The organism is Pseudomonas mendocina (genome assembly GCF_900636545.1).
GTDB lineage: Bacteria > Pseudomonadota > Gammaproteobacteria > Pseudomonadales > Pseudomonadaceae > Aquipseudomonas > Aquipseudomonas mendocina.
This window is the reverse complement of sequence record NZ_LR134290.1, coordinates 1290385-1312178: the sequence shown is the minus strand read 5'-3', so window position 1 is coordinate 1312178 and position 21794 is coordinate 1290385. Positions and strand designations below refer to the sequence as shown.

Annotated in this window: 18 protein-coding genes; 5 read left to right on the top strand and 13 right to left on the bottom strand. The window is 65.1% G+C overall.

All coding sequences use genetic code 11. From position 1 onward, the window contains the following. Positions 1-217: 217 nt before the first annotated feature. The 10 genes from EL191_RS06025 to EL191_RS05980 all read right to left on the bottom strand — a co-directional run bounded on the left by EL191_RS06025 (position 218) and on the right by EL191_RS05980 (position 12739). Positions 218-2824: a LuxR C-terminal-related transcriptional regulator gene (locus EL191_RS06025; RefSeq protein ID WP_041977338.1), complete on the bottom strand. Its 2607-nt coding sequence runs from the start codon at positions 2822-2824 to the stop codon at positions 218-220. A gap of 169 nt (positions 2825-2993) precedes the next feature. Continuing rightward, positions 2994-4361: a DUF1329 domain-containing protein gene (locus EL191_RS06020; RefSeq protein WP_026042003.1), complete on the bottom strand. Its 1368-nt coding sequence runs from the start codon at positions 4359-4361 to the stop codon at positions 2994-2996. A gap of 27 nt (positions 4362-4388) precedes the next feature. Further along, positions 4389-6182, bottom strand: coding sequence for a DUF1302 domain-containing protein (locus EL191_RS06015; RefSeq protein ID WP_041977336.1), 1794 nt, complete (start codon positions 6180-6182; stop codon positions 4389-4391). Positions 6183-6457: 275 nt separating this feature from the next. Further along, positions 6458-7474: an alpha/beta fold hydrolase gene (locus EL191_RS06010; RefSeq protein WP_080764252.1), complete on the bottom strand. Its 1017-nt coding sequence runs from the start codon at positions 7472-7474 to the stop codon at positions 6458-6460. 165 nt (positions 7475-7639) lie between these two features. Beyond that, complete coding sequence (locus tag EL191_RS06005) at positions 7640-8794, bottom strand: phospholipase D-like domain-containing protein (RefSeq protein WP_232005512.1); 1155 nt, start codon at positions 8792-8794, stop codon at positions 7640-7642. A 2-nt stretch (positions 8795-8796) separates the two neighbouring features. Then, positions 8797-9369: a YceI family protein gene (locus tag EL191_RS06000; RefSeq protein WP_041977331.1), complete on the bottom strand. Its 573-nt coding sequence runs from the start codon at positions 9367-9369 to the stop codon at positions 8797-8799. A 108-nt stretch (positions 9370-9477) separates the two neighbouring features. Continuing rightward, positions 9478-9798, bottom strand: coding sequence for a hypothetical protein (locus tag EL191_RS05995; protein ID WP_017361835.1), 321 nt, complete (start codon positions 9796-9798; stop codon positions 9478-9480). Next, positions 9795-10913, bottom strand: a complete 1119-nt coding sequence (locus EL191_RS05990; RefSeq protein ID WP_041977328.1) for a serine hydrolase domain-containing protein — start codon at positions 10911-10913, stop codon at positions 9795-9797. The genes EL191_RS05995 and EL191_RS05990 overlap by 4 nt, the downstream gene beginning before the upstream one ends. 83 nt (positions 10914-10996) lie before the next feature. After that, on the bottom strand, positions 10997-11782 hold the full coding sequence (locus tag EL191_RS05985; RefSeq protein WP_041977326.1) for an oxygen-binding di-iron domain-containing protein: 786 nt from the start codon (positions 11780-11782) through the stop codon (positions 10997-10999). Positions 11783-11848: 66 nt separating this feature from the next. Continuing rightward, positions 11849-12739: an acyl-CoA dehydrogenase middle domain-containing protein gene (locus EL191_RS05980; RefSeq protein ID WP_041977324.1), complete on the bottom strand. Its 891-nt coding sequence runs from the start codon at positions 12737-12739 to the stop codon at positions 11849-11851. Positions 12740-13030: 291 nt separating this feature from the next. Here EL191_RS05980 and olsB point away from each other — a divergent pair, with 291 nt between their 5' ends. After that, entirely contained in the window at positions 13031-13762 is a 732-nt protein-coding gene (olsB, locus tag EL191_RS05970) for an L-ornithine N(alpha)-acyltransferase (RefSeq protein ID WP_013714316.1), read from the top strand. Between the two features lie 68 nt (positions 13763-13830). Beyond that, positions 13831-14613, top strand: a complete 783-nt coding sequence (locus tag EL191_RS05965; protein ID WP_013714315.1) for a lysophospholipid acyltransferase family protein — start codon at positions 13831-13833, stop codon at positions 14611-14613. A gap of 78 nt (positions 14614-14691) precedes the next feature. Here the strand turns inward: EL191_RS05965 and EL191_RS05960 are convergent, their stop codons facing one another. Then, positions 14692-15540, bottom strand: coding sequence for a universal stress protein (locus tag EL191_RS05960; protein ID WP_013714314.1), 849 nt, complete (start codon positions 15538-15540; stop codon positions 14692-14694). A gap of 176 nt (positions 15541-15716) precedes the next feature. Here EL191_RS05960 and EL191_RS05955 point away from each other — a divergent pair, with 176 nt between their 5' ends. Beyond that, positions 15717-18434 carry a cation-transporting P-type ATPase gene (locus EL191_RS05955; RefSeq protein ID WP_041977321.1) on the top strand — a complete coding sequence of 906 codons (2718 nt, stop codon included), beginning with the start codon at positions 15717-15719 and terminating at the stop codon, positions 18432-18434. Between the two features lie 127 nt (positions 18435-18561). Here the strand turns inward: EL191_RS05955 and EL191_RS05950 are convergent, their stop codons facing one another. After that, positions 18562-19149, bottom strand: a complete 588-nt coding sequence (locus EL191_RS05950) for an acyl carrier protein phosphodiesterase (protein ID WP_041977317.1) — start codon at positions 19147-19149, stop codon at positions 18562-18564. A gap of 126 nt (positions 19150-19275) precedes the next feature. Between EL191_RS05950 and EL191_RS05945 the strand changes: the two genes are divergently transcribed. Further along, on the top strand, positions 19276-19578 hold the full coding sequence (locus tag EL191_RS05945; protein ID WP_041977631.1) for an ArsR/SmtB family transcription factor: 303 nt from the start codon (positions 19276-19278) through the stop codon (positions 19576-19578). 26 nt (positions 19579-19604) lie between these two features. Next, positions 19605-20654 (top strand): alkene reductase, encoded by a 1050-nt coding sequence (locus EL191_RS05940; RefSeq protein WP_041977315.1) that lies wholly within the window; start codon positions 19605-19607, stop codon positions 20652-20654. A gap of 111 nt (positions 20655-20765) precedes the next feature. Here EL191_RS05940 and EL191_RS05935 read toward each other — a convergent pair whose 3' ends face one another. Further along, complete coding sequence (locus EL191_RS05935; RefSeq protein ID WP_041977313.1) at positions 20766-21614, bottom strand: coiled-coil domain-containing protein; 849 nt, start codon at positions 21612-21614, stop codon at positions 20766-20768. Positions 21615-21794 lie beyond the last annotated feature (180 nt).

The window sequence follows — 21794 nt, the reverse complement described above, 5'->3', positions numbered from 1 at the left end:
GCTTCGGCCCACGCTGACCAACCCAGGTGGGCTAAAGCCCACCCGAGCTGACCTGCACCACTATCAGGCAGCCAACCCGCCCTGGGGTGAGCTTCAATATGTAGGGAGAGCCCGGCAGAGATCCGCCTCTTGTAGGGTGGGCTTCAGCCCACCAGCGGCGGCCCACAGAGCTCGCCTCCTGACAGAGCGGGCACCGCCCCATGCGGCCATCGCCCGCTCAATCCCCCATCAGCCCCTGCGCCTTGGCCATCGCCACGGCCTGGGTGCGTCTTTGCACACCGAGCTTGACGTTGATCCGCCGCGCATGGGTCTTGACCGTGTGCAGCGAGATGAACAGACGATCGGCGATTTCCTGATTGGAATAACCCTGCGCAATCAACTGCAGCACTGCCAGCTCACGCGAGCTGAGCAGCGCGGTACCGGCACTGGCAGGTTCGTCCAACCGCGGAGCCGGCTCGAACAGCCGCTGATGCAGGCTCTGCCCGGCCTCCCCCGGCAGCAGGCGTTCGAGCCATTGCGCCTGGCGCTGCTGCAACTCCTGCAAGGGCCGTAGCAGGCGCAGTTGCCGTGCCTCGCCGATGGCTTGCTGCAACAGGCCATCGGCCTGTTCCACCTGGCCCTGTACCAGCAGCGCTTCGGCCAGGCTGACCCGGCATTCACAGGCCAGGCTGCGATGTCCGGCGAGCTGGCATTCATCCAGCAACAGACGCAATGCATGCTCAGCAGCCGCATGATGACCGAGCAGCAGGTCACTGATGGCCAGGCAGTGGCGCAAGCGCGGCAGCAGATCGTAGAACTCGGAAGGCGCCAGTTGCTGGCGCTGCTGCAACTGCTGCAGGGTCTGGGCGAACAACTCGCGCGCACGCCCCGTCTGCCCCTGACGCAGCAGCAGGCGCCCCGCCTGCAGTTGCAACACGCAGCGATAACGAACCTCAGGCACATGCGACCACTGCATCACCCGCTCGGCCCTCTGCAACCACTGGTGCGCCTCGTCGAGATCGCCGCGGCTCTCGGCCAGCTCCAGCATCCCCAGGTAACCGGAAATGATGTAGGCATCCTCGCAGTGCTCGGCTTCCTGCAGCCCCAGGCGATAGGCCTGCTGCGCCGCCTCGTCCAGGCCCTGGCGCGCCAGCAGGCTGGCCCGCACCAGCAGCAGACGGGCAACCACCGGGCTATGGCTGAAGCCTTCACGCAGCAGTGCCAGCGACTGCTCGGCCAGCTCGGCCGCACGCCCGGCCTCACCGCGCATTTTCAGCAGCAGGCAGTGATCGGTATTGATCAGGGCTTCGAAAATCAAACTGCCATGCAGTCGTGCCAGGCGCAGCCCCTGATCCAGCGCCTGCTTGGCCTGATCCAGGGCGTGCTCGGCCATATGCTGCTGAGCCAGCGCCTGATAACAGAGCACGCGCTGCGACCAGCTGCCCTCGTCCAGCATCTGCAGCGCTTCCTGGCAGTGCAAGCGGGCATCGCGCCGTCCGCACTGACGCGCCAGCACGCCCGTCAGTGCCTGCCAATGGGCGATCAACTTGCTCTGGCGCCGAGCATCGGGTTGCGGCATGAAATGCGCCAGCCCCTTGATGCAGGCACTGGCCTCGTCGAATCGGGCGCAGATGATCAGCGCCCAGGCCTGCAGCACGATCAGACGCGGCGAACTGGCGAACAACCAGTCCGGCAGTTCCTCGCGCCATTGCAGCAGTTGCGCGACCGAATGGCCCTGCAGCAACTGCTCCTGATCGAAGCGCTGCAGATAGTTGACCGCGACCTCGACCTGACCCGCCTGCAAGGCATGCTCGACCGCCTCACGGATGTCGCCATGCTGAGCGAACCACTGGCAGGCCCGCACATGGATCGGAGCCGGTGCCGGAGCCCCCGGCAAGCGCCGCAGCACCTCGGCCAGCGGCCGCCACATGCGGAACCAGGTGCCGCTGCTGTCGAGACTGCGTACGAACAGCTGACGCCGCTGCAACTCACTCAACAGCTCGGTAGCACGCCCCTCCAGCAGGTGCTCACAGAGCGACAGGGAGAAACGCGGCAGCAAGGCCAGTGCATGCAGATCGCTGCGCAGCTCCTGGTCCAGATCGGCCAGTACCTCACGCTGCACGTAATCGCGCAGCACCGGACAGCCATCCTGCAAACGCTGGCGCAGCGCGTCCTCGTCGGCATCGAGCAACAGCAGACGAATCGCCGCCAGCCAACCCTCGCTGCGTGCGAGCAACGTCAGCCGGAGATCATCGGCCAGCTCGATCCGCAGCGCGGCGAGAAGCTCGCTCAGCGCCGATTCATCCAACGCCAGCTCTTCGCCCTTGAGCTCCAGCAGATCACCCTGAAGCAGCAGACGTGGCAGGTTCCAGGCCGGCGTTCGACGGCTGGCGACCCACCAGGTGACCTGAGCCGGCGCCGCGGCGAACAGGCGGTCGAGACAGGCATCGAGCGCCTCGTCGGCCTGCCGCGGGTAGTCATCGATAAAGACCCACAAGCGCCCTGCGCGCTCGTGCAGCCGCTCGATCAGCCCTGCTTCGTTGGCATCATCGTTCGGCAGTTGCAAGACAACCGCCAGTCGCTTGCACAACTGCGCTGGCGTCAGGCTGCGCCCCGCGAGATCGAGCCAGACCCGCTCAACGGCGGCAGGCGTGTGCCGCGCGCACTGGCCGAGCAGCACGCTCTTGCCGGTTCCGGCAGGCGCGCACAGCAGGCGCAGACGCGACTCGCTGGCGAGCAGACGCTGCAGCAGGACGGGACGGGAAACGACGCACGGTGGCAGCCGTGGTAGATCGGCAGGTTGTACCTGCAGCGCACTCGGACGGGCGATGGCGAGGGTCGGCATGGCAGCGGTTCTCTCTGCTTGTCATTGTTGAACCACCCGGCGATGGTACCCCGCTCACCGCTCACGACCACCCCTTGACGCTTATGGCGTGAGATTCACGTGAGAGAAGCAGGCAGAAAAAAGCCGGTGGCACGCAAGGCGCCACCGGCTTGTTCAGACTGCTGCCGAGTCAGCGAACGCCAGCGTTACGCAGCGCGGCCGGGGTGAAGTCCTTGGCCGAAGCCTGGGTGCCGTACTGCACCGCGGTGCGCTCCTCGTTGGCCATGCCGATGGCGATGTAGCGACCAGCGATCACGTCGTAGAGGGCTTCCAGCGCGTACACCGGCACCTGCTTGTCGTACTGCTGGAACAACAGCGCCTCACCCACACGCCAGAGCTGACCACGGCCGTCGTAATGCTCGGATAAAGCAATCTGCCAGGAGTCCTCGTCGACGAAGAAGCGCCGCTTGGCGTAGATGTTGCGCTCACCGCTCTTCAGCGTGGCTTCCACCTCCCAGACCCGGTGCAGCTCGTAGCGCGCCAGATCCTGGTTGATATGGCCAGCCTTGAGGATGTCGCTGTACTTCACCTGCGGCGAGGCCAGACGGAAGTTGTTGTAGGGAATGAACGCCTCGCGTTTGCCTACCAGCTTCCAGTCGTAACGATCCGGCGCACCGCTGAACATGTCGAAGTTGTCGGTGGTGCGCAGGCCGTCGGCGGCGGTACCCGGACCGTCGTACGCCACCTGCGGCGCACGACGCACACGGCGCTGGCCGGCGTTGTAGATCCACGCCATGCGCGGTTCGCGCACCTGGTCGAGCGAGTCGTGCACCAGCAGTACGTTGCCGGCCAGACGCGACGGCGCAGTAACCCGCTGCTTGAACAGCAGCAGGGTGTTCTCTGCCTTCGCCGGGTCGATATCCGGAACGTTGTCGGGGAAGGCGACCTCGTCCTCGAAGTTCACCAGGGTGTAGGCGCCATTGGTCTGCGGCGACGCCTGGACAATGCTGCGCTTGAGGTTGCCACCGCGATAACGGGTGATGTGGTTCCACACCACCTCCAGGCCGTTCTGCGGGATCGGGAAAGCGTAGTAGCGGCTGTCATTGAAATTGGTCAGGCCGTTGCCTCCCTCCACCAGCCCGGTATTCAACGCGCTGCGTCTGGCGGCCTCGTAGATCCGCTCCGGCACAGCCGCACTACGATGGGTCGGGTAGACCGGCATGCGGTAGCTTTCCGGATAGCGCTTGAACATCGCCAACTGACCGGGTGTGAGCTGGTCGCGGTACTGCTCCAGGTTCTGCGCGGTGATGGTGAACAGCGGCTGCTCGCCGGCATAGGGGTCACTCAGAAAGCCGCGGGCGTCGACCTGCCCGGCGTCACTGGCCAGGCCGCCGGTCCAGGCCGGGATGGTGCCGGCATTGTTGCCGGCCATCTCCGCACCCAGCGGGGTCAGGCTGTTACCGAGCTTGGCTGCTTCCTGCTCGCTGACCGCCGCCAGCACGCTACCGGCCAGCAGGCTCAGGGACAGCGCGCCGAGCATCTTCAGGGTTGTATTCATCTGCATTCCTCAACTGATCCTGATGGCCTAGAAGCTCACGCCGAAGCTGAGCGCCAGGAAGTCGCGGTCGACCGCGGTGTTGTACTTGCCGCCGAAGAAGTCGGTGTACGAGAGGCTGGCGGTGTAGGTGTTGCGGTAGTCGGCATCGATGCCGAAGCTCACCGCCTTGGCCCCCTCGTTGAACAGGCCGTTGGGGCCGTAGCCGTCCACGTCATGCGACCAGGACACGTTCGGCTTGAGGTTCACCCCGGCGAACACGTTGCTGTACTCCCAGATACCGCGAACGCGGTAACCCCAGGAGGTGCTGGTGACGAAGCCATGGGTGTCGCCGCGGAAGCCATAGGCACCGAACAGCGAATCGCGGCCGTAGCGCAGGTCTTCGCGACTTTCCAGGCCGCCGACATGGGCCATGCCGATCTCGCCCACCAGGGTGAAGCGCCCGGCGCCCATCACCTGATCGAAGAAGTGAGTGAAGGTGGTTTGCACCTGGGTCACTTCCTTGCGCCGGTAGCCGACGTTGTCCTGGCCCGGCCCGGCGGTGACCGGCGAGGTGCCCGGCGCGATGGGGTTGAGCAGGCTCAGGGTCAGGTCGGTGGTGTTGATCTGCAGCGGCAGGTTCGGCCGGTAGCTGATCTCGCCGCTCCACGCGGTGCCGGTCGGCAGCGTGGTGGAGAAGCTCGCGCCGTAGAGACGGATGTCCTCGGGGTAGTCGAGGAAGTAGCGGCCATTGCCGAGCATCACGCTTTGCGCGAGGCCAGCACCGCTGCCCGGCACGATGCCATTGGCGGTACCGATGATCCCCGGCAGCGCAGCCAGGGTCGCCAGGCCGGCATTCTGTGTACCGACGATGGGCGTACGGCTGTGGTAGTTCATGAAGTACAGGCCGTACTCGGTCTCGTCGCCCAGCCAACGCAGCGCAGCACCCCACTGGCCACTGTCACGCGCATCGCGATCACCGGCACGCGGCAGGATCACCCCTTCGCTGTCGACCTGGAAGCCCTGGCCGAACGCTGCAGCCACCGGCTGCAACGGCGCGATGGCCGGCGAGCCGATGTGATACCCGCTGTCGCAGCCGTCGGCGGCCACATCGGCAGTGGAGAAGAAGGTACCGCAGTTGTCGAGGATGGTCTGGTCCCATTCCAGCTGGTAGAAGGCCTCCATGCTCAGGCGGTCGCTGAGGCTCTGCGACAGGTAGAGCATGTTCACCGGAATCAGGCCTTCCTTGATCTCCGCGCCGGGACGGCGGAAGGCGGCGACGTCGATGGGGTTGATCGAGTTGATGCTGTTGCCGATGAAGGTGCTCTCGCCCCAGCTCACCACCTGCTTGCCGACCCGTACCGTGCCGGGCAGATCACCGATGGCGTAGTTGTGGTAGAGGAAGGCATCGAGAATTTCCGCTCCCGAGGACTTGGCGCCCTCCTTGCGGTTGTGGTCGTCGATGTCCTTGAAGCGGCGGCTCTCGTCCTTCAGCTCGAAGTCGTACCAGTACTTGCCGCGCACGAAGACGCCGGTATCGCGGTACTTCAGCTCGAGGTCATGGATGCCCTTGAAGATCTTCGAGAAGGTCTCGCCCTTCTTGAAGTTCAAGCGCCCGTCGTCGCCAGTCTGCGCCTGGCCCTGGCCACCGTTGTTGGGACCGATCAGATCGCGATCCGGACTGCGCATGGACCAACTGGCACCGACCGACAGCGAGCTGTCGAACTGCCCTTCGATCTCACCGATATTGAAATTGACGGCCTGCACCGGGGCGGCGAAACCGACGGCGACGGCCAAAGCCAAGGTGTGCGGCTGGAATAGTCCGGGCCCTCTTGTTCTTGTCATGCGGGTCTCCTGAAGTGGGGTGCAACTGCAGGGAACCCTACGCAGCGACCACACCTCGGATAAGCGCACCAAGGAGGGATTTCACCTGTCGCCCGAAAGGATGAATAACGCCCTGACACGGGCGCGTACGGGCCGACCTCAGCTTGCTGAATGACAGACCATCAGGCAGGTTGGGGAACTATTTGCAGGCAGGCACCGAAAGGTGCTGCCAGAGGACGACGCGAATGGCGTCCAGAAGAAGAGGCAGAGCCTGGGGCAAGGCTCTGCCAGGTCGATCAGTTACCGCTAGCGGCCAGTTCGCGCAACAGCACCTCGTGGAACAGCGCCGGCGCTTCCACCTGCGGCGAATGGCCCAGCTCCGGCCACTCCACAAGTATCGCCTCGGGGATCGCTTCGGCAGTCTTTCGCCCCAGTTCCGGGTAGTTGCCAAGGCGCTTGGCGACGTCCTCCGGTGCACGGTTGGCGCCTGGGGCGGTGCGATCCTTGCCACCGATCAGCAGCAGGGTCGGCGCCTCGATGTTGGCGAACTCATGCACCACCGGCTGGGTGAAGAGCATCTCCGCCGTCTGCGCCTGGTTCCAGGCGACGATCTCCTTACCCGGCCCGTTGTACATGCCATAAAGCATGTCCACCCAGCGGTCGTACTCGGGCTTCCACACGCCGTTGTAGTAGAACTTCAACTGGTAGTCCTTGATGCCCTCGTAAGAGGTTTTCAGCTCGCCCTGGTAGAGCTGGTCGACCGTCACGTAGGGCACGCCCTCGGCCTGCCAGTCTTCGAGGCCGATGGGGTTGACCAGCACCAGTTTCTCGACCCGCTCGGCATGCGCCAGCGCGTAGCGTGCGGCCAGCATGCCGCCCATGGAATGGCCGATCACCGTGGCCTTGTCCACGCCGAGTGACTCCAGCAGCGCGTCGGTATTGCTGGCCAACTGGCCGAAACTGAACTGATAGCCGCGCGGCTTGCTCGAACTGCAGAAACCGATTTGATCCGGCGCGATCACCCGGTAGCCGGCATCGCTCAGGGTTTTGATGGTCGCCTCCCAGGTGGCGCCACAGAAATTCTTGCCATGCAGCAACACCGCCGTGCGGCCATTGGCCTTGGCGGTCGGTTTCACGTCCATGTAGCCCATCGACAACTCCTGCTGTTGCGAGCTGAAGTCGAAGCGCTGAATCGGGTGGGGATAGTCGAAGCCCTCCAGCTGCGGGCCGTAGCTGCCCTGCGGCGAGGCCTGGAGCATGGATAGAGGAAGGAAGCTGGCGGAAAGTATCGCGATGAGCAGGGTTTTCTTCACGGGCGCATTCCTGTATCGGGTTCGCGGCTGAACGCCTGTCACGACCGCGCGCCAGGCGTAAGGGAGCTGGCGACTATAGCAACCGCTCTCTGCCGCCGAAGCGGCAAAGCTTTTCCAGATGTGAACGAAACGCCTGAGATAGAGCCTTCAGCGCACCGCAGTGGGTCAGCGCCAACGGTCCAGCAGGTTCACCGCCAGACGATCCAGCCATCCCCACAGGCGCTGCTGCGCGCGGCGCCACCAGGGGCGCTGACGCCAATCCTCGAGGCTGATTTCGCGGCTGACGCCAAAGTCCTCGATGAAGCTGGCCGTTACCGCCCGGGTAAAGTCCGGGTCGAGCGCCTCGACGTTGGCGTCGAGGTTGAAGCGCAGGTTCCAGTGGTCGAAGTTGCACGAACCAACGCTGACCCAATCGTCCACCAGGACCATCTTCAGGTGCAGGAAACGTGGCTGGTATTCGAAGATGCGCACGCCGGCCCGGAGCAGCTTCGGGTAATAGCGCTGGCCGGCGAAACGTACCGGCGGATGGTCGGTATTGCGCCCGGCCAGCAGCAGGCGCACCTCGACGCCACGGGCCGCTGCGCGGCGCAGGGCGCGGCGGATCTTCCAGGTTGGCAGGAAGTAGGGCGTGGCCAGCCACACGCGCTTTCTGGCGCCCTTCAGCGCATGCAACAGCGAGAGCAGGATGTCGCGATGCTGCGCCGCATCGGCGTAGGCCACACGCCCAAGACCAACGCCAACCGGCGGGCACTCGGGCAGGCTCAGGGGAAGTGGCTGATGACGCGGGCGCCAGGAAAAACGCGCGCGCCAGAGGTGCTCGAACAACTGCTGCCAGTCGCCCACCAATGGCCCTTCGATTTCGACCATGGCTTCATGCCAGGGGCTGCTGGCTTCATCCGGCAACCAGAACTCATCGGTGGAGCCGGTACCGCCGACGTAGGCCAGGCGCTGATCCACCAGCAGCAGCTTGCGGTGATCGCGGTGAAAGTTGCGGATACCACGCCGCCAGCGCACAGGGTTGTACCAGCGCAGCTGCACGCCCGCGGCCTGCATGCGCTCACGCAGCGCAGCACCCAGGCCCGCCGCACCATAGGCATCGAACAGACCACGCACCGCTACGCCGCGCTCGGCCGCCCGACACAGCGTATCGACCAGGCGTTCGCTGCAGCGGCCATCCTCGATCAGGTAAAGCTCGATCTCCACCTGTTGGCGAGCGCCGTCGATGGCCGCCAGCATGCGTGGGAAGAACGCCGGCCCGTCCAGCAGCAACTCGAAGCGATTGCCCCCGCGCCAGGGAAAGATGCGGCCGCGTTTGTGCACGCTCAACGCGCCGTGAAGATCAGCACGGCGCCCACCGGCACCGAAAGGCTAATGGCCGGCAGATCGGCGACCTTGCGCAGCGCCTCGATACCACTGGCCAGGGCGAAGTCTTCGGCGTGCAACACCAGTGGCGCCAGGGTCACCACCTGAAAACGCCGATCATCCAGGCGCGTGACCAGCAGCTCGCTGTCCAGCTGGCGCGTGCGCTCGTTGAGGGTCAGTTGCAGCGGCAAGCGCAACTCCAGCTGCGCGCCGGGCGCCAGGTCGGTGAGTTGCGGCAGATCGATCCGGGCGCTGATGCGCGCCTCGGGCAGACGCGAGGTGTCGAACAACATGGCACGCAGACGTTCGTCGCGCAGTGCAATACCGGTGCTCAGCGAGTCCAGATCCACGCGCAGCCGTGCACGCCCATCGGGCGCGATCTGCCCATGCAGAGTGAGGAAACGATGCACCTCCGACTGGCTGCCGGAGTGGGTGGAAATGAATGACAGCCGCGAAGACTCGTTGTCCAGATACCAATCGGCGTGAACGGGCAAGGCGGCAGCAAGCAACAGGGCGAGAAGCGAACGGCGCATGAGAACTCGAAAACGACATGACCAGGCGGCAACGATAGTCGCCATGCGCGGCGTTGCAAAGCAAGATGCGCTTGGCTCCCCTCTCCCATTTATGGGAGAGGGCCGGCTCTACTTGCCCGGCAGCAACTGGCAACCCTGCCGCTCGCCCAGCCAGGCCGCGCTGTGGGTGCGGCCCAGTCCACTGGCGGTGACACGCTTGGCATCCTGATCATCGAGCAGACTGCTGATCGGCACGTACTGCGCGACATAGCCTTCGCAATAGGCCGCCGGATTACCGCTGACGTAACGGCAGGAGCAATATTCCTTGGCCGTGTAGGCGCCAATGATGTCGGGGAACGCCGCCAGATGCGCGCGGTTCGGCCAGGCCCAGGCCAGCAGCAGGACCAGCAGCAGCGCCAGCACACTGAGAATCGGGTGACGACGGATCATGGCTGCACCTCCACGGCGAAGGCCGCCTGCACTCGCTTGAGCAATTCGTTGTGCTGGAAGCTGCGGTCGCGGTCATCGGCGTAGCGCACCACCACCAGCTTCTCCTGCGGCATCACGTACAGGCCCTGCCCCCAATGTCCCAGCGCGGCGATGGTGTCGACCGGTGCATCCGGCCAGGGCCGCGTGCTGCCCGGCAACTCGGCGTTGAGCCACCAGTGCCCTCCCGGCACCGCGTCGCCTGGCGCGAAGCCCTGTGGCTGATAACCGGCGAAGGGCGTGGAGACGAAATCGACCCAGGCCGACGGCAGCAATTGCCGATCGCCCCAACGTCCACCGCGCTGCATCAGCAGGCCGACGCGGGCCAGATCGCGCGCGTTCAGATAGGCATAGGACGAGGCGACGAAGGTGCCGCTGGCATCGCGCTCCCAGGTCGCGCTGGTAATTCCCAGCGGTTCGAACAGAGCCGTCCAGGGATAGTCGGCGTAGGCCTGCTCACCGACCATACCGCGCAACGCGGCCGCCAGCACATTGCTGTCGCCACTGGAGTAACGAAAGCGCATACCGGGTGCGGCATCGGCCTCATGCGCGGCAGTGAATGCGGCCATGTCGGAGCGACCGCGAGTATAGAGCATGGCCACCACCGAGGATTTCAGCGGCGCGTACTCGTAGTCCTCTTCCCAGGCCAGACCCGAGGCCCAGTTGAGCAGATGGCCGATCTTGATCTGCGGATGCTCGGCCATCGCCGGGTAATACTGCGCGGCCGGTGCATCGAGCTTGAAGCGTCCTTCGCCGTAGGCCACACCGAGAGTGGTAGCGAGCAGGCTCTTGGCCATCGACCAGGTCAGGTGCGGCGTTTGCGCCGTGGTAGGTTCTGCGTAGCGCTCGTAGACGATCTGCCCGTCGCGTATCACCACCAGCGCATCGGTGCGCACGCCCGTGCGCTCGACATCATCGCGCTCGGGAAAGGCGTACTGTTCGAGTTCGGCCAGGGCGGCACTCTCGATACGGGGTTGGCGCTGCCAATCGGCTTGCGGCCAGCTTTCCGCCAGGGCGGTGCTGGCAGCCAGGCTGAAACCGAGCGCCAGGCTCAGTCGACGAAGCAAGGAAGTGGGCATGGGCGGCCTCGATCAGAAATCGTGGCGCACCCTAGCACGGTGATGATGAAGGCTTGAAGCGACGAAACCGCCATCTCAGCCCCTCATTTGGGCAGCTGATAATCCTCCGGCCCCATCAGATCGAGACCGCATTCGAGGTTCTCGATCCAGTAGAGGAAGGCGCTGATCATTTCCGGGCCAACGAAAGGCCGGCCATGCTGCGGCACGATCATCTCCACATCCATCTCGCGCACCATCGCTGCCCACAGGCGGCAGGCCTTGTTTCCGGCCATGTAGCGACGGTGGAAGGCCTCCATGTTCGGTACGTGGTTGACGAAGTCGCGCACAGGCGAGGCGTCGTCGACCATCGAGGCGCCCATGTCGCCGGAGAAGAGGATCTTGCTCACCGGGTCATACACCTGGAAGTTGCCCACCGAGTGCAGGAAGTGCGCCGGCACGGCCTTGAGCGTGCACTTGCCGAGCGGGATGCTTTGGCCCCGGTCCGGCAGCGCGATGATGCGATCGAAGGTATTGATGCCTCGGCTCAGCACCAGGTAGTTGGCCGTCAGGTGCGGTAGAAAGCGCGCCCACAGCTTGGAGCAGATCACCCGCGCACGGGTGTGCAGCAGCCACTTGTCCAGCGAGGCGATGATGTCCGGATCCTGGTGCGAGGCGAAGATGTAGGTCAGGTCCTGCACTGGAATGTGCTTGGACAGCTCCAGCGACAGCGGCGTATAGGTCAGGTCGCCGCCCGGATCGAGCAGCAGGTACTGCTCGCTGTCGGTGATCAGGAACTGGTTGGACTGCACGCCTTCGCCGCTGACCAGGTCATCGAACATCAGGCATTGGTGGCTGCCGTTATCGAACAGCACGATGGGCTCGCGGCGCATGGAAACCTCTTGGATGATTCGCCAAACAACCTTATGCGCGCGCCGCTGCAAGGGTACTGATATGGATCAAAGGCCGGCGACAATCCGCCGCGCTTTCTCCAGGCGCTTGGCCCGTGCCGCCTCGGCGATGCGCAACAAGCCCTTGTCACGTTGCCAGAGGTCGGCCCAGTGCGGCGCGCCGATCGCCAGAGCGGCCTCCAGATCGCCTGCCAGCGCCTGCTGCTCAGCGAACAGGCCGGCCAGCAACAGATGCGTGGTCGGCGCGTTGGGCGCTTGCCGGGCTACTTCGGCGCAACCAGCAAGCAGCGCCTGCAGACGCAACAGCAGGGCGCCCGGCCAGCCGCTTTCACGACCGATACCGAACAGCCAGGCACTCACCGCCGTGAGCACGTACACATCCTCCAGGGTGCGGAAGGGTTTCACGTAGTCATCCCAGCCGTCGCCAGCCAGACGTTCGCACTGAGCCTGATCCAGGTGCAGACGGGCATGGCCGATATCCGGCATCAGTGGCAATGCCGGCAGCGCTTCGATGCGCACGCCCGGCGCGCCCTGACGCACCACGCCCAGGGCCAGCCGCGGCGGCTGCCCATCGCCCTCCTCGCGTGCCGCCACCAGCAACCAGTCGGCGCCTTCGGCGGCGGTGACGAAATCCTTGCGGCCACTGATCTGCAGGCCTTCGATACGCGTATTCATATCCGCCGATCGGGTGCTGCGATTCTCCGTCACGCATAGTGCGCCGGCCGTCCACGGTGCAGCCGGCCACAACATGCGCAACGCGGCCTGGTAGCCGGCCAGGAATGCCAGGCCCGGCGTGGCCGCCTGCAAACCGCCCACCAGCGCTAGATCGAAGGGCTGTGGCGTGCCGCCCAGCCGCGCCAGCAGACGCGCATACCAGTCTTCCAGCCCGGCGTCGGCTGTCAGACGCTCGACCGGCTGAAACAGGCTCGACCAGGGCATCACAAACCTCCTCGCAGCAGCAGTCGGACACCTCTAAAAACTACCTGCGTTGCCATTGCTGCGTAAAAAACAGGCTCAAAATGCTCATTTACAGCTCGTAAACTCCGCTTTTTCGCCTGTTTTTGCCTTGCACTGGCTGCCTCGCCTACGTTTTTAAAAGTGTCCACCTGAGCCGCCGTCACATAAGCATCAAAAAAGCTTCACGGTGGTGACACCGCAGCTACCTAGCCTGAGCTTGCCCAACAAGATCGACCGGCTGCAAGCATCCAGCCGGCACACGGAGGATCTGGCATGACTCAAAACGCTCGCCGTCTGCAGGCCGAACGCCTGCAAGGCCCCGCCGCCCTGCGTGAAGCTCAGGCCTTGCGCTACCGCGTGTTCAGCGCGGAATTCGACGCCAAGCTCAACGGCGCCGAACTGGGTCTGGACATGGACGACTACGACATCCACTGCCGCCATATCGGCGTGCGCGACCTGGAAAGCGGCCAACTGGTGGCTACCACCCGCTTGCTCGACCATCAGGCCGCCGCGGGCCTCGGTCGCTACTACAGCGAAGAGGAATTCGCCCTGCACGGCCTGGCCGGCCTCGAAGGCCCGGTGCTGGAGATCGGCCGCACCTGCGTCGATGTCGCCTACCGCAACGGCGCCACCATCGCCGTGCTCTGGGGCGAGCTGGCCGAGGTGCTCAACGAGGGCGGCTACAGCTACCTGATGGGCTGCGCCAGCATCTCCATGCAGGACGGAGGCATCCAGGCCCATGCCGTGATGCAGCGCCTGCGCGAGCGCTACCTGTGCACCGAACACCTGCGCGCCGAGCCCAAACATCCGCTGCCGCAGCTGGACCTGCCGGGCAACGTCATCGCCGAGATGCCGCCGCTGCTCAAGGCCTACATGCGCCTGGGCGCGAAGATCTGTGGCGAGCCGTGCTGGGACAAGGACTTCCAGGTGGCCGACGTGTTCATCCTGCTCAAGCGTGACGAGCTGTGCCCGCGCTACGCCCGCCACTTCAAGGCGGCAGTCTGACAGCAACACTTGCATACCCTGCGCCGGCCCTGTAGACAGAGGCCGGCTTTTTTCATCTGGAGTCCTGCATGACCCGACTGCGCCTGGCCCTGCGCCTGCTGCACCTGGCCCTGGTAATCGCCTTCGGCACCCTGCTGGCCGGCATCGTCGGCCTGTGCGAACGCGCAGTACGGCACGACCTGATGCCGCTGCGCCAGCGCCTGACGCGCTGGTTCCTGGCACGCCTGGGCGGCGCCCTGCCATTTCGCGTACGAGTCGAAGGCGAACTGCCGACGCAACCGATGCTGTGGGTCGCCAACCATGTGTCGTGGACGGACATTCCGCTGCTCGGCGCCCTGCAGCCGCTGTCCTTCCTGTCCAAAGCCGAAGTACGTGCCTGGCCGCTGGCCGGCTGGCTGGCACACAAGGGAGGGACGCTGTTCATCCGTCGTGGCGCAGGTGACAGCAGCCAGGTCGGCCAGCAACTCACCCGCCATCTGCAACAGGGTCATCACCTACTGATCTTCCCCGAAGGTACCACCACCGACGGCCTCGCCCTGCGCACCTTTCACGGTCGTCTGCTGAGCAGCGCCATCGACAGCGGCGTGGCGCTGCAACCTGTGGCCATCCGTTACTTGCGCGATGGCCAACCCTGCATGGTGGCGCCGTTCGTGGGCGACGACGACATGCTCTCGCACCTTCTGCGCCTGCTTTCCAGTTCCGCCTGCGAGGTGGAAATCCGCCTGCTCGCGCCGATCCCCAGCGAATCACGCAGCCGCAACGAACTGGCACGGCACAGCCAGGCCGCAATCGCCTGCGCCCTACGACTGGAAACGTCGGCCATGGTGCCGACCGAAGCCGAAGCCGCCTAATTCACCGCGCAGCCCGGGTGCAATCCGGGGCTTTGCAAGGGCTCCCTGGATTTCATCCAGGCTACAGGTCGGAGCCGTTCAGCCAGCCGGCGGCACGATCAACGCATCGCAGTCTAGCGAGCCCAGCAGGCGGCTGGCCACGCTGCCCAGGAAGAAGCGCGAGACGCCTTCACGGGCATGGGTGCCAAGTACCAGCAGGTCGGCCCCGGAGAGACGCAAGGCCTCGCCGATCACCCCTTCGGGCGATCCGATCTGCACCAGCAGGCGCTCATGGTTCAGCGTCGCGCCGAGTGCATCCAGGCGCTCCACCAGTTGCTGACGAAGCAGTTCGCGCTGGTTCTCCAGCACCTCGGCGCTGATCCCTGCCTCCATCACGGCACCCGCCGCTACCGGCTCGACCGCGCTGGCCACATGCAGGTTATCGAGGCTCGCCAGTCCCAATTCGCGTGCGCGCTTGAGGGCATTTTGCGAGGTGCGCGACAGATCCATCGCCAACAGCGCATGACGGTACTCATGGGTGACCGGTCCATTGACCCGCAGCACCGGCAGATGGCTGCTGCGCACGACGCGCTCGAGCGTGGTACCGACGAAGAAATCGCGCAGCGCCGACTTGCGATGCGCCCCCACCACCAGCAGATCGGCGCCCATGCCTCGAGCGCTTTCGACGATAACCGCGGCAGCTTCGCCAGTGCCGACTATCACTCGCGGAACGCTGCCGGCCTGTTCACCAAGGCGCTCGGCCTGCGCCTGCAGGAGCGTCTCTGCCTGTTGCACCTGACGCTGCACGTGCGCGGCCGGCGCATCGTCATCGATCACATGCAGCAGACTCCACTCGCCGCCACCCTGGCGACGGACCAGTTGCACGGCACGCTGCACCGCATGCGCCGAACGCTCGGACAGGTCGGTCGCTACCAGAATCTTGATCATCTCGTTTCCTCCATGGGTTTAACACCGAGTTACATTCAAGCGCCTGCCGGCGCCGCACTCCTTGATGCAGGTCAGGCCATACGCGCGAAAGCGGACTAGGGTGATCAGGACTGCTTGTTGCGCCGCCCGAAGGCGACCGGCAAGCGCAGCCCGGTTCACCGAAGGAGACGTGCCTCATGGGCAATTCCCCCTCTCAACATAGTGACCACGCTTGGCACGGTTTGACTGCACAACAAGCACTCGAGGCGCAGCACAGCAACGCCAGTGGCCTCAGCCAGGGCGAAGCCGAACGGCGCCTGCAAAGCCACGGCGCCAACCGCCTGCCACCGCCACAACGCCGTGGACCACTGCTGCGCCTGCTCTATCAGTTCCATAACGTGCTGCTCTACCTGATGCTGGTGGCCGCCATCATCACCGCGCTGCTCGGCCATTGGGTCGACACCTCGGTGATCCTCGCCGCCGTGCTGATCAACGTGATCATCGGCTTCATCCAGGAAGGCAAGGCAGAGAATGCGCTGGACGCCATCCGCAACATGCTTTCGCCTCAGGCCATGGTGCTGCGCGACGGCGAACGCCACGAAATCGACGCCGAATACCTGGTCCCCGGCGACATCGTGCTGCTGGTATCCGGTGACAAGGTGCCGGCCGACCTGCGCCTGCTCAGCGTGAAGAACCTGCTGGTGGAGGAAGCCGCACTGACCGGCGAATCGGTGCCGGTGGAAAAATCCGTGGCCCACTGCCAGGCCGACGCTGCGCTCGGCGACCGCCGCTGCATGGCTTACTCCGGAACCCTGGTCAGCAGCGGCCAGGCCACCGGCGTGGTGGTGGCCACGGGCGCCGACACCGAGCTGGGGCGCATCGGCGCCATGCTGCAACAGGTGCAGGCACTATCCACTCCGCTGCTGCGGCAGATCGAACAGTTCAGCCGCTGGCTGGCGGTGATCATCCTGATCCTCGCCTTCGCCACCTTCGTCCTCGGCATTCTGTGGAACGGCCAGGACCCCGGCGACATGTTCATGATGGTGGTCGCCCTGACCGCAGCGGCCATCCCTGAAGGGCTACCGGCGATCATGACGGTGATCCTCGCCCTCGGCGTACAGCGCATGGCCGGGCACAACGCCATCGTGCGTCGCCTGCCGGCGGTGGAAACGCTGGGCTCGGTGACGGTGATCTGCTCGGACAAGACCGGCACCCTGACCCGCAACGAGATGACCGTGCAGCGCGTGGTCAGCGCCAGCCGCGTCCTCGATGTCTCGGGTGTTGGCTACGCCCCGGAAGGCGCCTTCCACCAGGACGGTGCGCTGCGCGAGCCCGACGCCGAACTGCTGGAGATCGCGCGCGCCGCGCAACTGTGCAACGACGCCCGCCTGCATCAGAACGATGCCGGCCACTGGCGGCTGCACGGTGACCCCACCGAAGGCGCGCTGCTGACCCTGGCGCTGAAAAGCGGCCTCGATATCCAAACCCTGCAGGCGCAGTTACCACGCAGCGACGCCATTCCGTTCGAGTCCGAGCATCGCTTCATGGCCACCCTGCACCACGACCACACGGGCCATGGCCTGATCTACCTCAAGGGTGCTCCCGAGCGGGTGCTGGAAATGTGCACCAGCCAACGCAGTGCCGATGGCAGCAATGCCCCACTGGACACCGATTACTGGCGACGCCAGGCCACCGACCTGGCTGCCCGTGGCCTGCGCCTGCTGGCCCTGGCCAGCAAGGCGGCGCCGGCTGAGCAGCGCACGCTGAATTTCGCCGACGTAGAAGATGGCCTGACCCTGCTGGCTCTGATCGGCATCATCGATCCACCGCGCGCGGAAGCCATCGTCGCCGTCGCCGAATGCCAGCGCGCCGACATCCGAGTCAAGATGATCACCGGTGATCACGCCGAAACCGCACGCGCCATCGGCGCGCAACTGGGCATCGGCGTCGGCCTGCCGGCAATGACCGGTGCCGAGCTGGAACTGCTCGATGACCGTCGCCTGCGCGAGGTGCTGCCCGGCGTGGAGGTATTCGCCCGCGCCAGTCCCGAGCACAAGCTGCGCCTGGTGCAGGCAATGCAGGACAGCGGCCAGGTGGTCGCCATGACCGGCGACGGCGTCAACGATGCCCCCGCGCTGAAGCGCGCCGACGTCGGTGTCGCCATGGGCCTGAAGGGTACCGAAGCGGCCAAGGAAGCCGCCGAAGTGGTGCTGGCCGACGACAACTTCGCCACCATCGCCGGTGCCGTACGCGAGGGTCGGGCGATCTACGACAACCTGAAGAAATTCATCCTTTTCGCCCTGCCCACCAACGGCGGCCAGGCGTTGATCGTGATCTTCGCCATCCTGTTCCAGGTGCTGCTGCCGCTGACCCCGGCGCAGGTGCTGTGGATCAACATGGTCACATCCAGCACGCTGGGCCTGGCGCTGGCTTTCGAGCCCAGCGAACGCGGGCTCATGAACCGCGCGCCGCGGGCGCCGAACGAGCCCCTGCTGTCTGGCTTTTTCGTCTGGCGCGTGGTGATGATCTCGGTGCTCATCGCCGGTGCCGGCATCGCCCTTTTCCTTTGGGAACTGCAGCTCGGCAACGACCTGAGCAGTGCAAGGACCGTGGCGGTCAACGCCGTGGTGATGTGCGAAATCTTCTATCTGCTCAACTGCCGCAGCCTGTTCGGCTCGGTGCTCAGCCGTGAGGCCCTGCTGGGTAATCGCGCGGTGCTGGTGACCATCGCCCTGTGCCTGGTGTTGCAGGCACTGTTCACCTACGCCCCGCCGCTGCAAAACCTGTTCAACTCGGTTGGCCTGAGCCTGGAACAATGGCTGCGCGTGCTGCTGGCGGGCCTGGTGCTATTTTCCCTGGCAGAGCTGGAGAAATGGCTGGTGCGGCGCTATCGCCTGCATCCGCAGGCGGTCTGAACGTCAGAGAAGCGCTGCGGTGATGTTGTCGCGGCTGAAGCCCCTCCCACGGAGCCAGACGCCCGCTTCTGTGGGAGGCGCTTCAGCGGCGAGCGGGGATGCCGCTCCCCCCGGATTTGCATCCGGGCTAGGGCTCGCTCCCGCCCAGCTCGGCCTCAGCGAAGGCCATCAACTCAGGGTAGAAGGCGCGAAAGTCCTCGCTGAGCGGTTCGTACAGGCGCTCCAGTTCGCTCAGGCTGCCATCGAGCAACTGCGGTTTGGACAGGCGTCGCTGCATGCCGGCGATCACCTGTTCCAGCACGGCGAACTCGCGGTAGCTGCCGAGCCAGTCCTGCGCCGCCATGCGCGGTGCCATCAGCGCCAGACGCCCCGGCAGTTTAGGCTCGGCAGCCAGTACCCGGTATACCCGACCGGTGAAGTGATCCAGCGGCTGCGTCGCGTACATCGGCCAGTCACGAGCCAGGCAATGATCGAAGAACAGGTCCAGCAGCATGCCGGCCGTTCTTCGCCGCTCGACGGGAAAGCGCGCCCGTGCGCGGGTTTGCAGTGGGTGGCTGTCGGTGAAGGCGTCGATACGCCGGTGCAGGCGAATGGCCGCCTCGATCTGCGCCGGCCAGCGCCCGTTGAGCGGGCCTTTGACGAAATCGCCATAAAGGCTGCCGAGTAGCTGTGACGGCGCGTCACCGCCGAGATGCAGATGGGCGAGGTAGTTCATTCCCGGAGCTTAACGCCGTCGGCGGGACAATCGAAGCGGTTGATGGAGACTATCGGAACAAACGATCTGTATATCGCTCAGAGACGATATAAGGTTCGCCACATGACGAAACACGGCCCACACATCATGGATATCGACCTCGACGCCATCATCAAGGCCCTTGCCCACCCGGTACGCCGCGACATCCTCGACTGGCTGAAGGAGCCTGAGCGCCACTTCGCCGAACAGGATCATCCGCTGGAAATCGGCGTGTGCGCGGGCAAGATCTTCCTGCGCACCGGGCTTTCGCAATCCACCGTTTCCGCCCATCTGACCACCCTGCAGCGCGCCGGTCTGGTGACCAGTCGCAAAGTCGGTCAGTGGCACTTCTTCAAGCGTAACGACGAGCTGATCCAAACCTTCGTCGAGCGCCTAGGCCAGCAACTCTGATTTGACCTTTCCTTCGGAGACATCACATGCCCACACTGTTCGCCCCCATCCAGATCGGTGATCTGCACCTGAACAACCGCATCATCATGGCGCCGCTCACTCGCTGCCGCGCCGACGAAGGCCGCGTACCCAACGCGCTGATGGCCGAGTACTACACCCAGCGCGCATCGGCTGGCCTGATCATCAGCGAGGCCACCGCCGTCACGCCAATGGGCGTGGGCTACCCGAAAACGCCCGGCATCTGGTCCGACGAGCAGGTCCGTGGCTGGAGCAATATCACCCAGGCAGTGCACGCCAACGGCGGCAAGATCGTTCTGCAGCTGTGGCACGTCGGCCGTATCTCCGACCCGATCTACCTGAACGGCGAACTGCCGGTCGCTCCCAGCGCGATCAAGCCAGCCGGCCATGTCAGCCTGGTGCGTCCGATCAAGGACTATGTCACCCCGCGCGCCCTGGAAACCGAAGAGATCGCCGACATCGTCGAGGCGTATCGTCAGGGCGCCGAAAACGCCATGGCCGCCGGTTTCGACGGCGTGGAAATCCACGGCGCCAATGGCTACCTGCTCGACCAGTTCCTGCAGAGCAGCACCAACCAGCGCACCGACCGCTACGGCGGCAGCCTCGAGAACCGTGCGCGCCTGCTGCTGGAAGTGACGGATGCCGCCATTTCCGTGTGGGGCGCCGGCCGCGTCGGCGTGCACCTGGCGCCGCGCGCCGACTCGCACGACATGGGCGACGCCAACCGCGCCGAAACCTTCGGCTACGTGGCCCGTGAACTGGGCAAACGCGGCATCGCCTTCATCTGCGCCCGCGAGAAGGCAGGTGACGACAGCCTGACACCGCAACTGAAGAAGGAATTCGGCGGTGTGTTCATCGCCAACGAGCGCTTCACCAAGGATCAGGCCAACGCCTGGCTGGCTGAAGGCAAGGCCGACGCCGTGGCGTTCGGTATCCCCTTCATCGCCAACCCGGACCTGCCGGAGCGCCTGGCACAGGACGCAGCGCTGAACGAGCCGCATCCGGAAACCTTCTACGGCTCGGGCCCGGTCGGCTATATCGACTATCCGCGCCTGTAAGATCGCAGCTTAAGCACCTCCCGCAAGCGACATCCCATGGGAGGGGCTTTAGCCGCGACCAATAAATGAACAAGCCCCGCATTGCGGGGCTTGTTCATTTAGCGAATTGCCTCAGCGCTGATTGAGCTGCTGCTGCAGATTCGCCACCTGGCTCTGCAGGGTGTTGATGTTGCGCGTCATCTGCGCGCGGAAGGCATCGAACTCGGCGGTGCCGGGGCCCGCGCTGGCGGCCGGGCGATTGTCCAGCTCACTGCGCAGTACCAACAGATCCTGCTCCAGGTTGCGGATGGCCTGGGCAGGGTTGCCCTGCTTCTTCAGCGCATCGATATCGCCACCAAGCGCCTTGATCCGGGTATCGAGCTTGGCCAGCTCGGCCTGGGTCGCCTTGGCATCACCCTGCGCGGCCTTCAGCGCCGCCTGCTCGGCGGAGAGCGCCTGCAGGCGCTTGTCGAAATCGGCGCTGGCACCAATGCCACCCTTCAGTTCGCTGCCAAGTTGCTCGACGCGCTTGTCCAGCGCGGCCTGCGCGGTGGCGCTCTGCTGTTGCTGCTTGCTCAGCTCGGCCAGACGCGTTTCCAGTTGCTTGACCTGCAGCTTAAGCGCCTCGCTGCCGCTAGTGACGCTGGATTCGGTCGCTACCACCTTGCCGGAAATATCCTGAATGCGTCCGGCGGCCTCTTCGCTGATGCGCGCGAAGCTTTCCTGGGTCGCCACCAGGCGCTGCTCCATCAGGCCGATCTGTTGCAGGCTCCACCAGCCCAGGCCAGCCAGGGCGAAGCTCAGTGCACCGACCAATGCCCACAGCGGCCCGGTGCTGGCGCCCTTGACCACTGGCGCCTTGCTGCTGGTCATGCGGCTGCTGCGCGGGGCCGGTTCCTCACGCGGCTCGGCGAAATCCTCGCGGCGTTCCGGGGTCAGGCTGGGCAGGTTGTCGAGCTCGTCGTTGGCGTCGTTGCGCATGGTCGGACCTATGGTTGGAACGTAGAAACGGAAATGCCGCGCAGTATACCGATTCGCCACTATGCCATCAGCGTCGCGCCAAGCAGGTGCGCGGCGCACCGACGAAGGGCGCGACAGGGCCATCGACTCGCCTGCAGCCCGGCAGTTCCGCAAAACTTGAACTGGTACGCACTTTGCTTT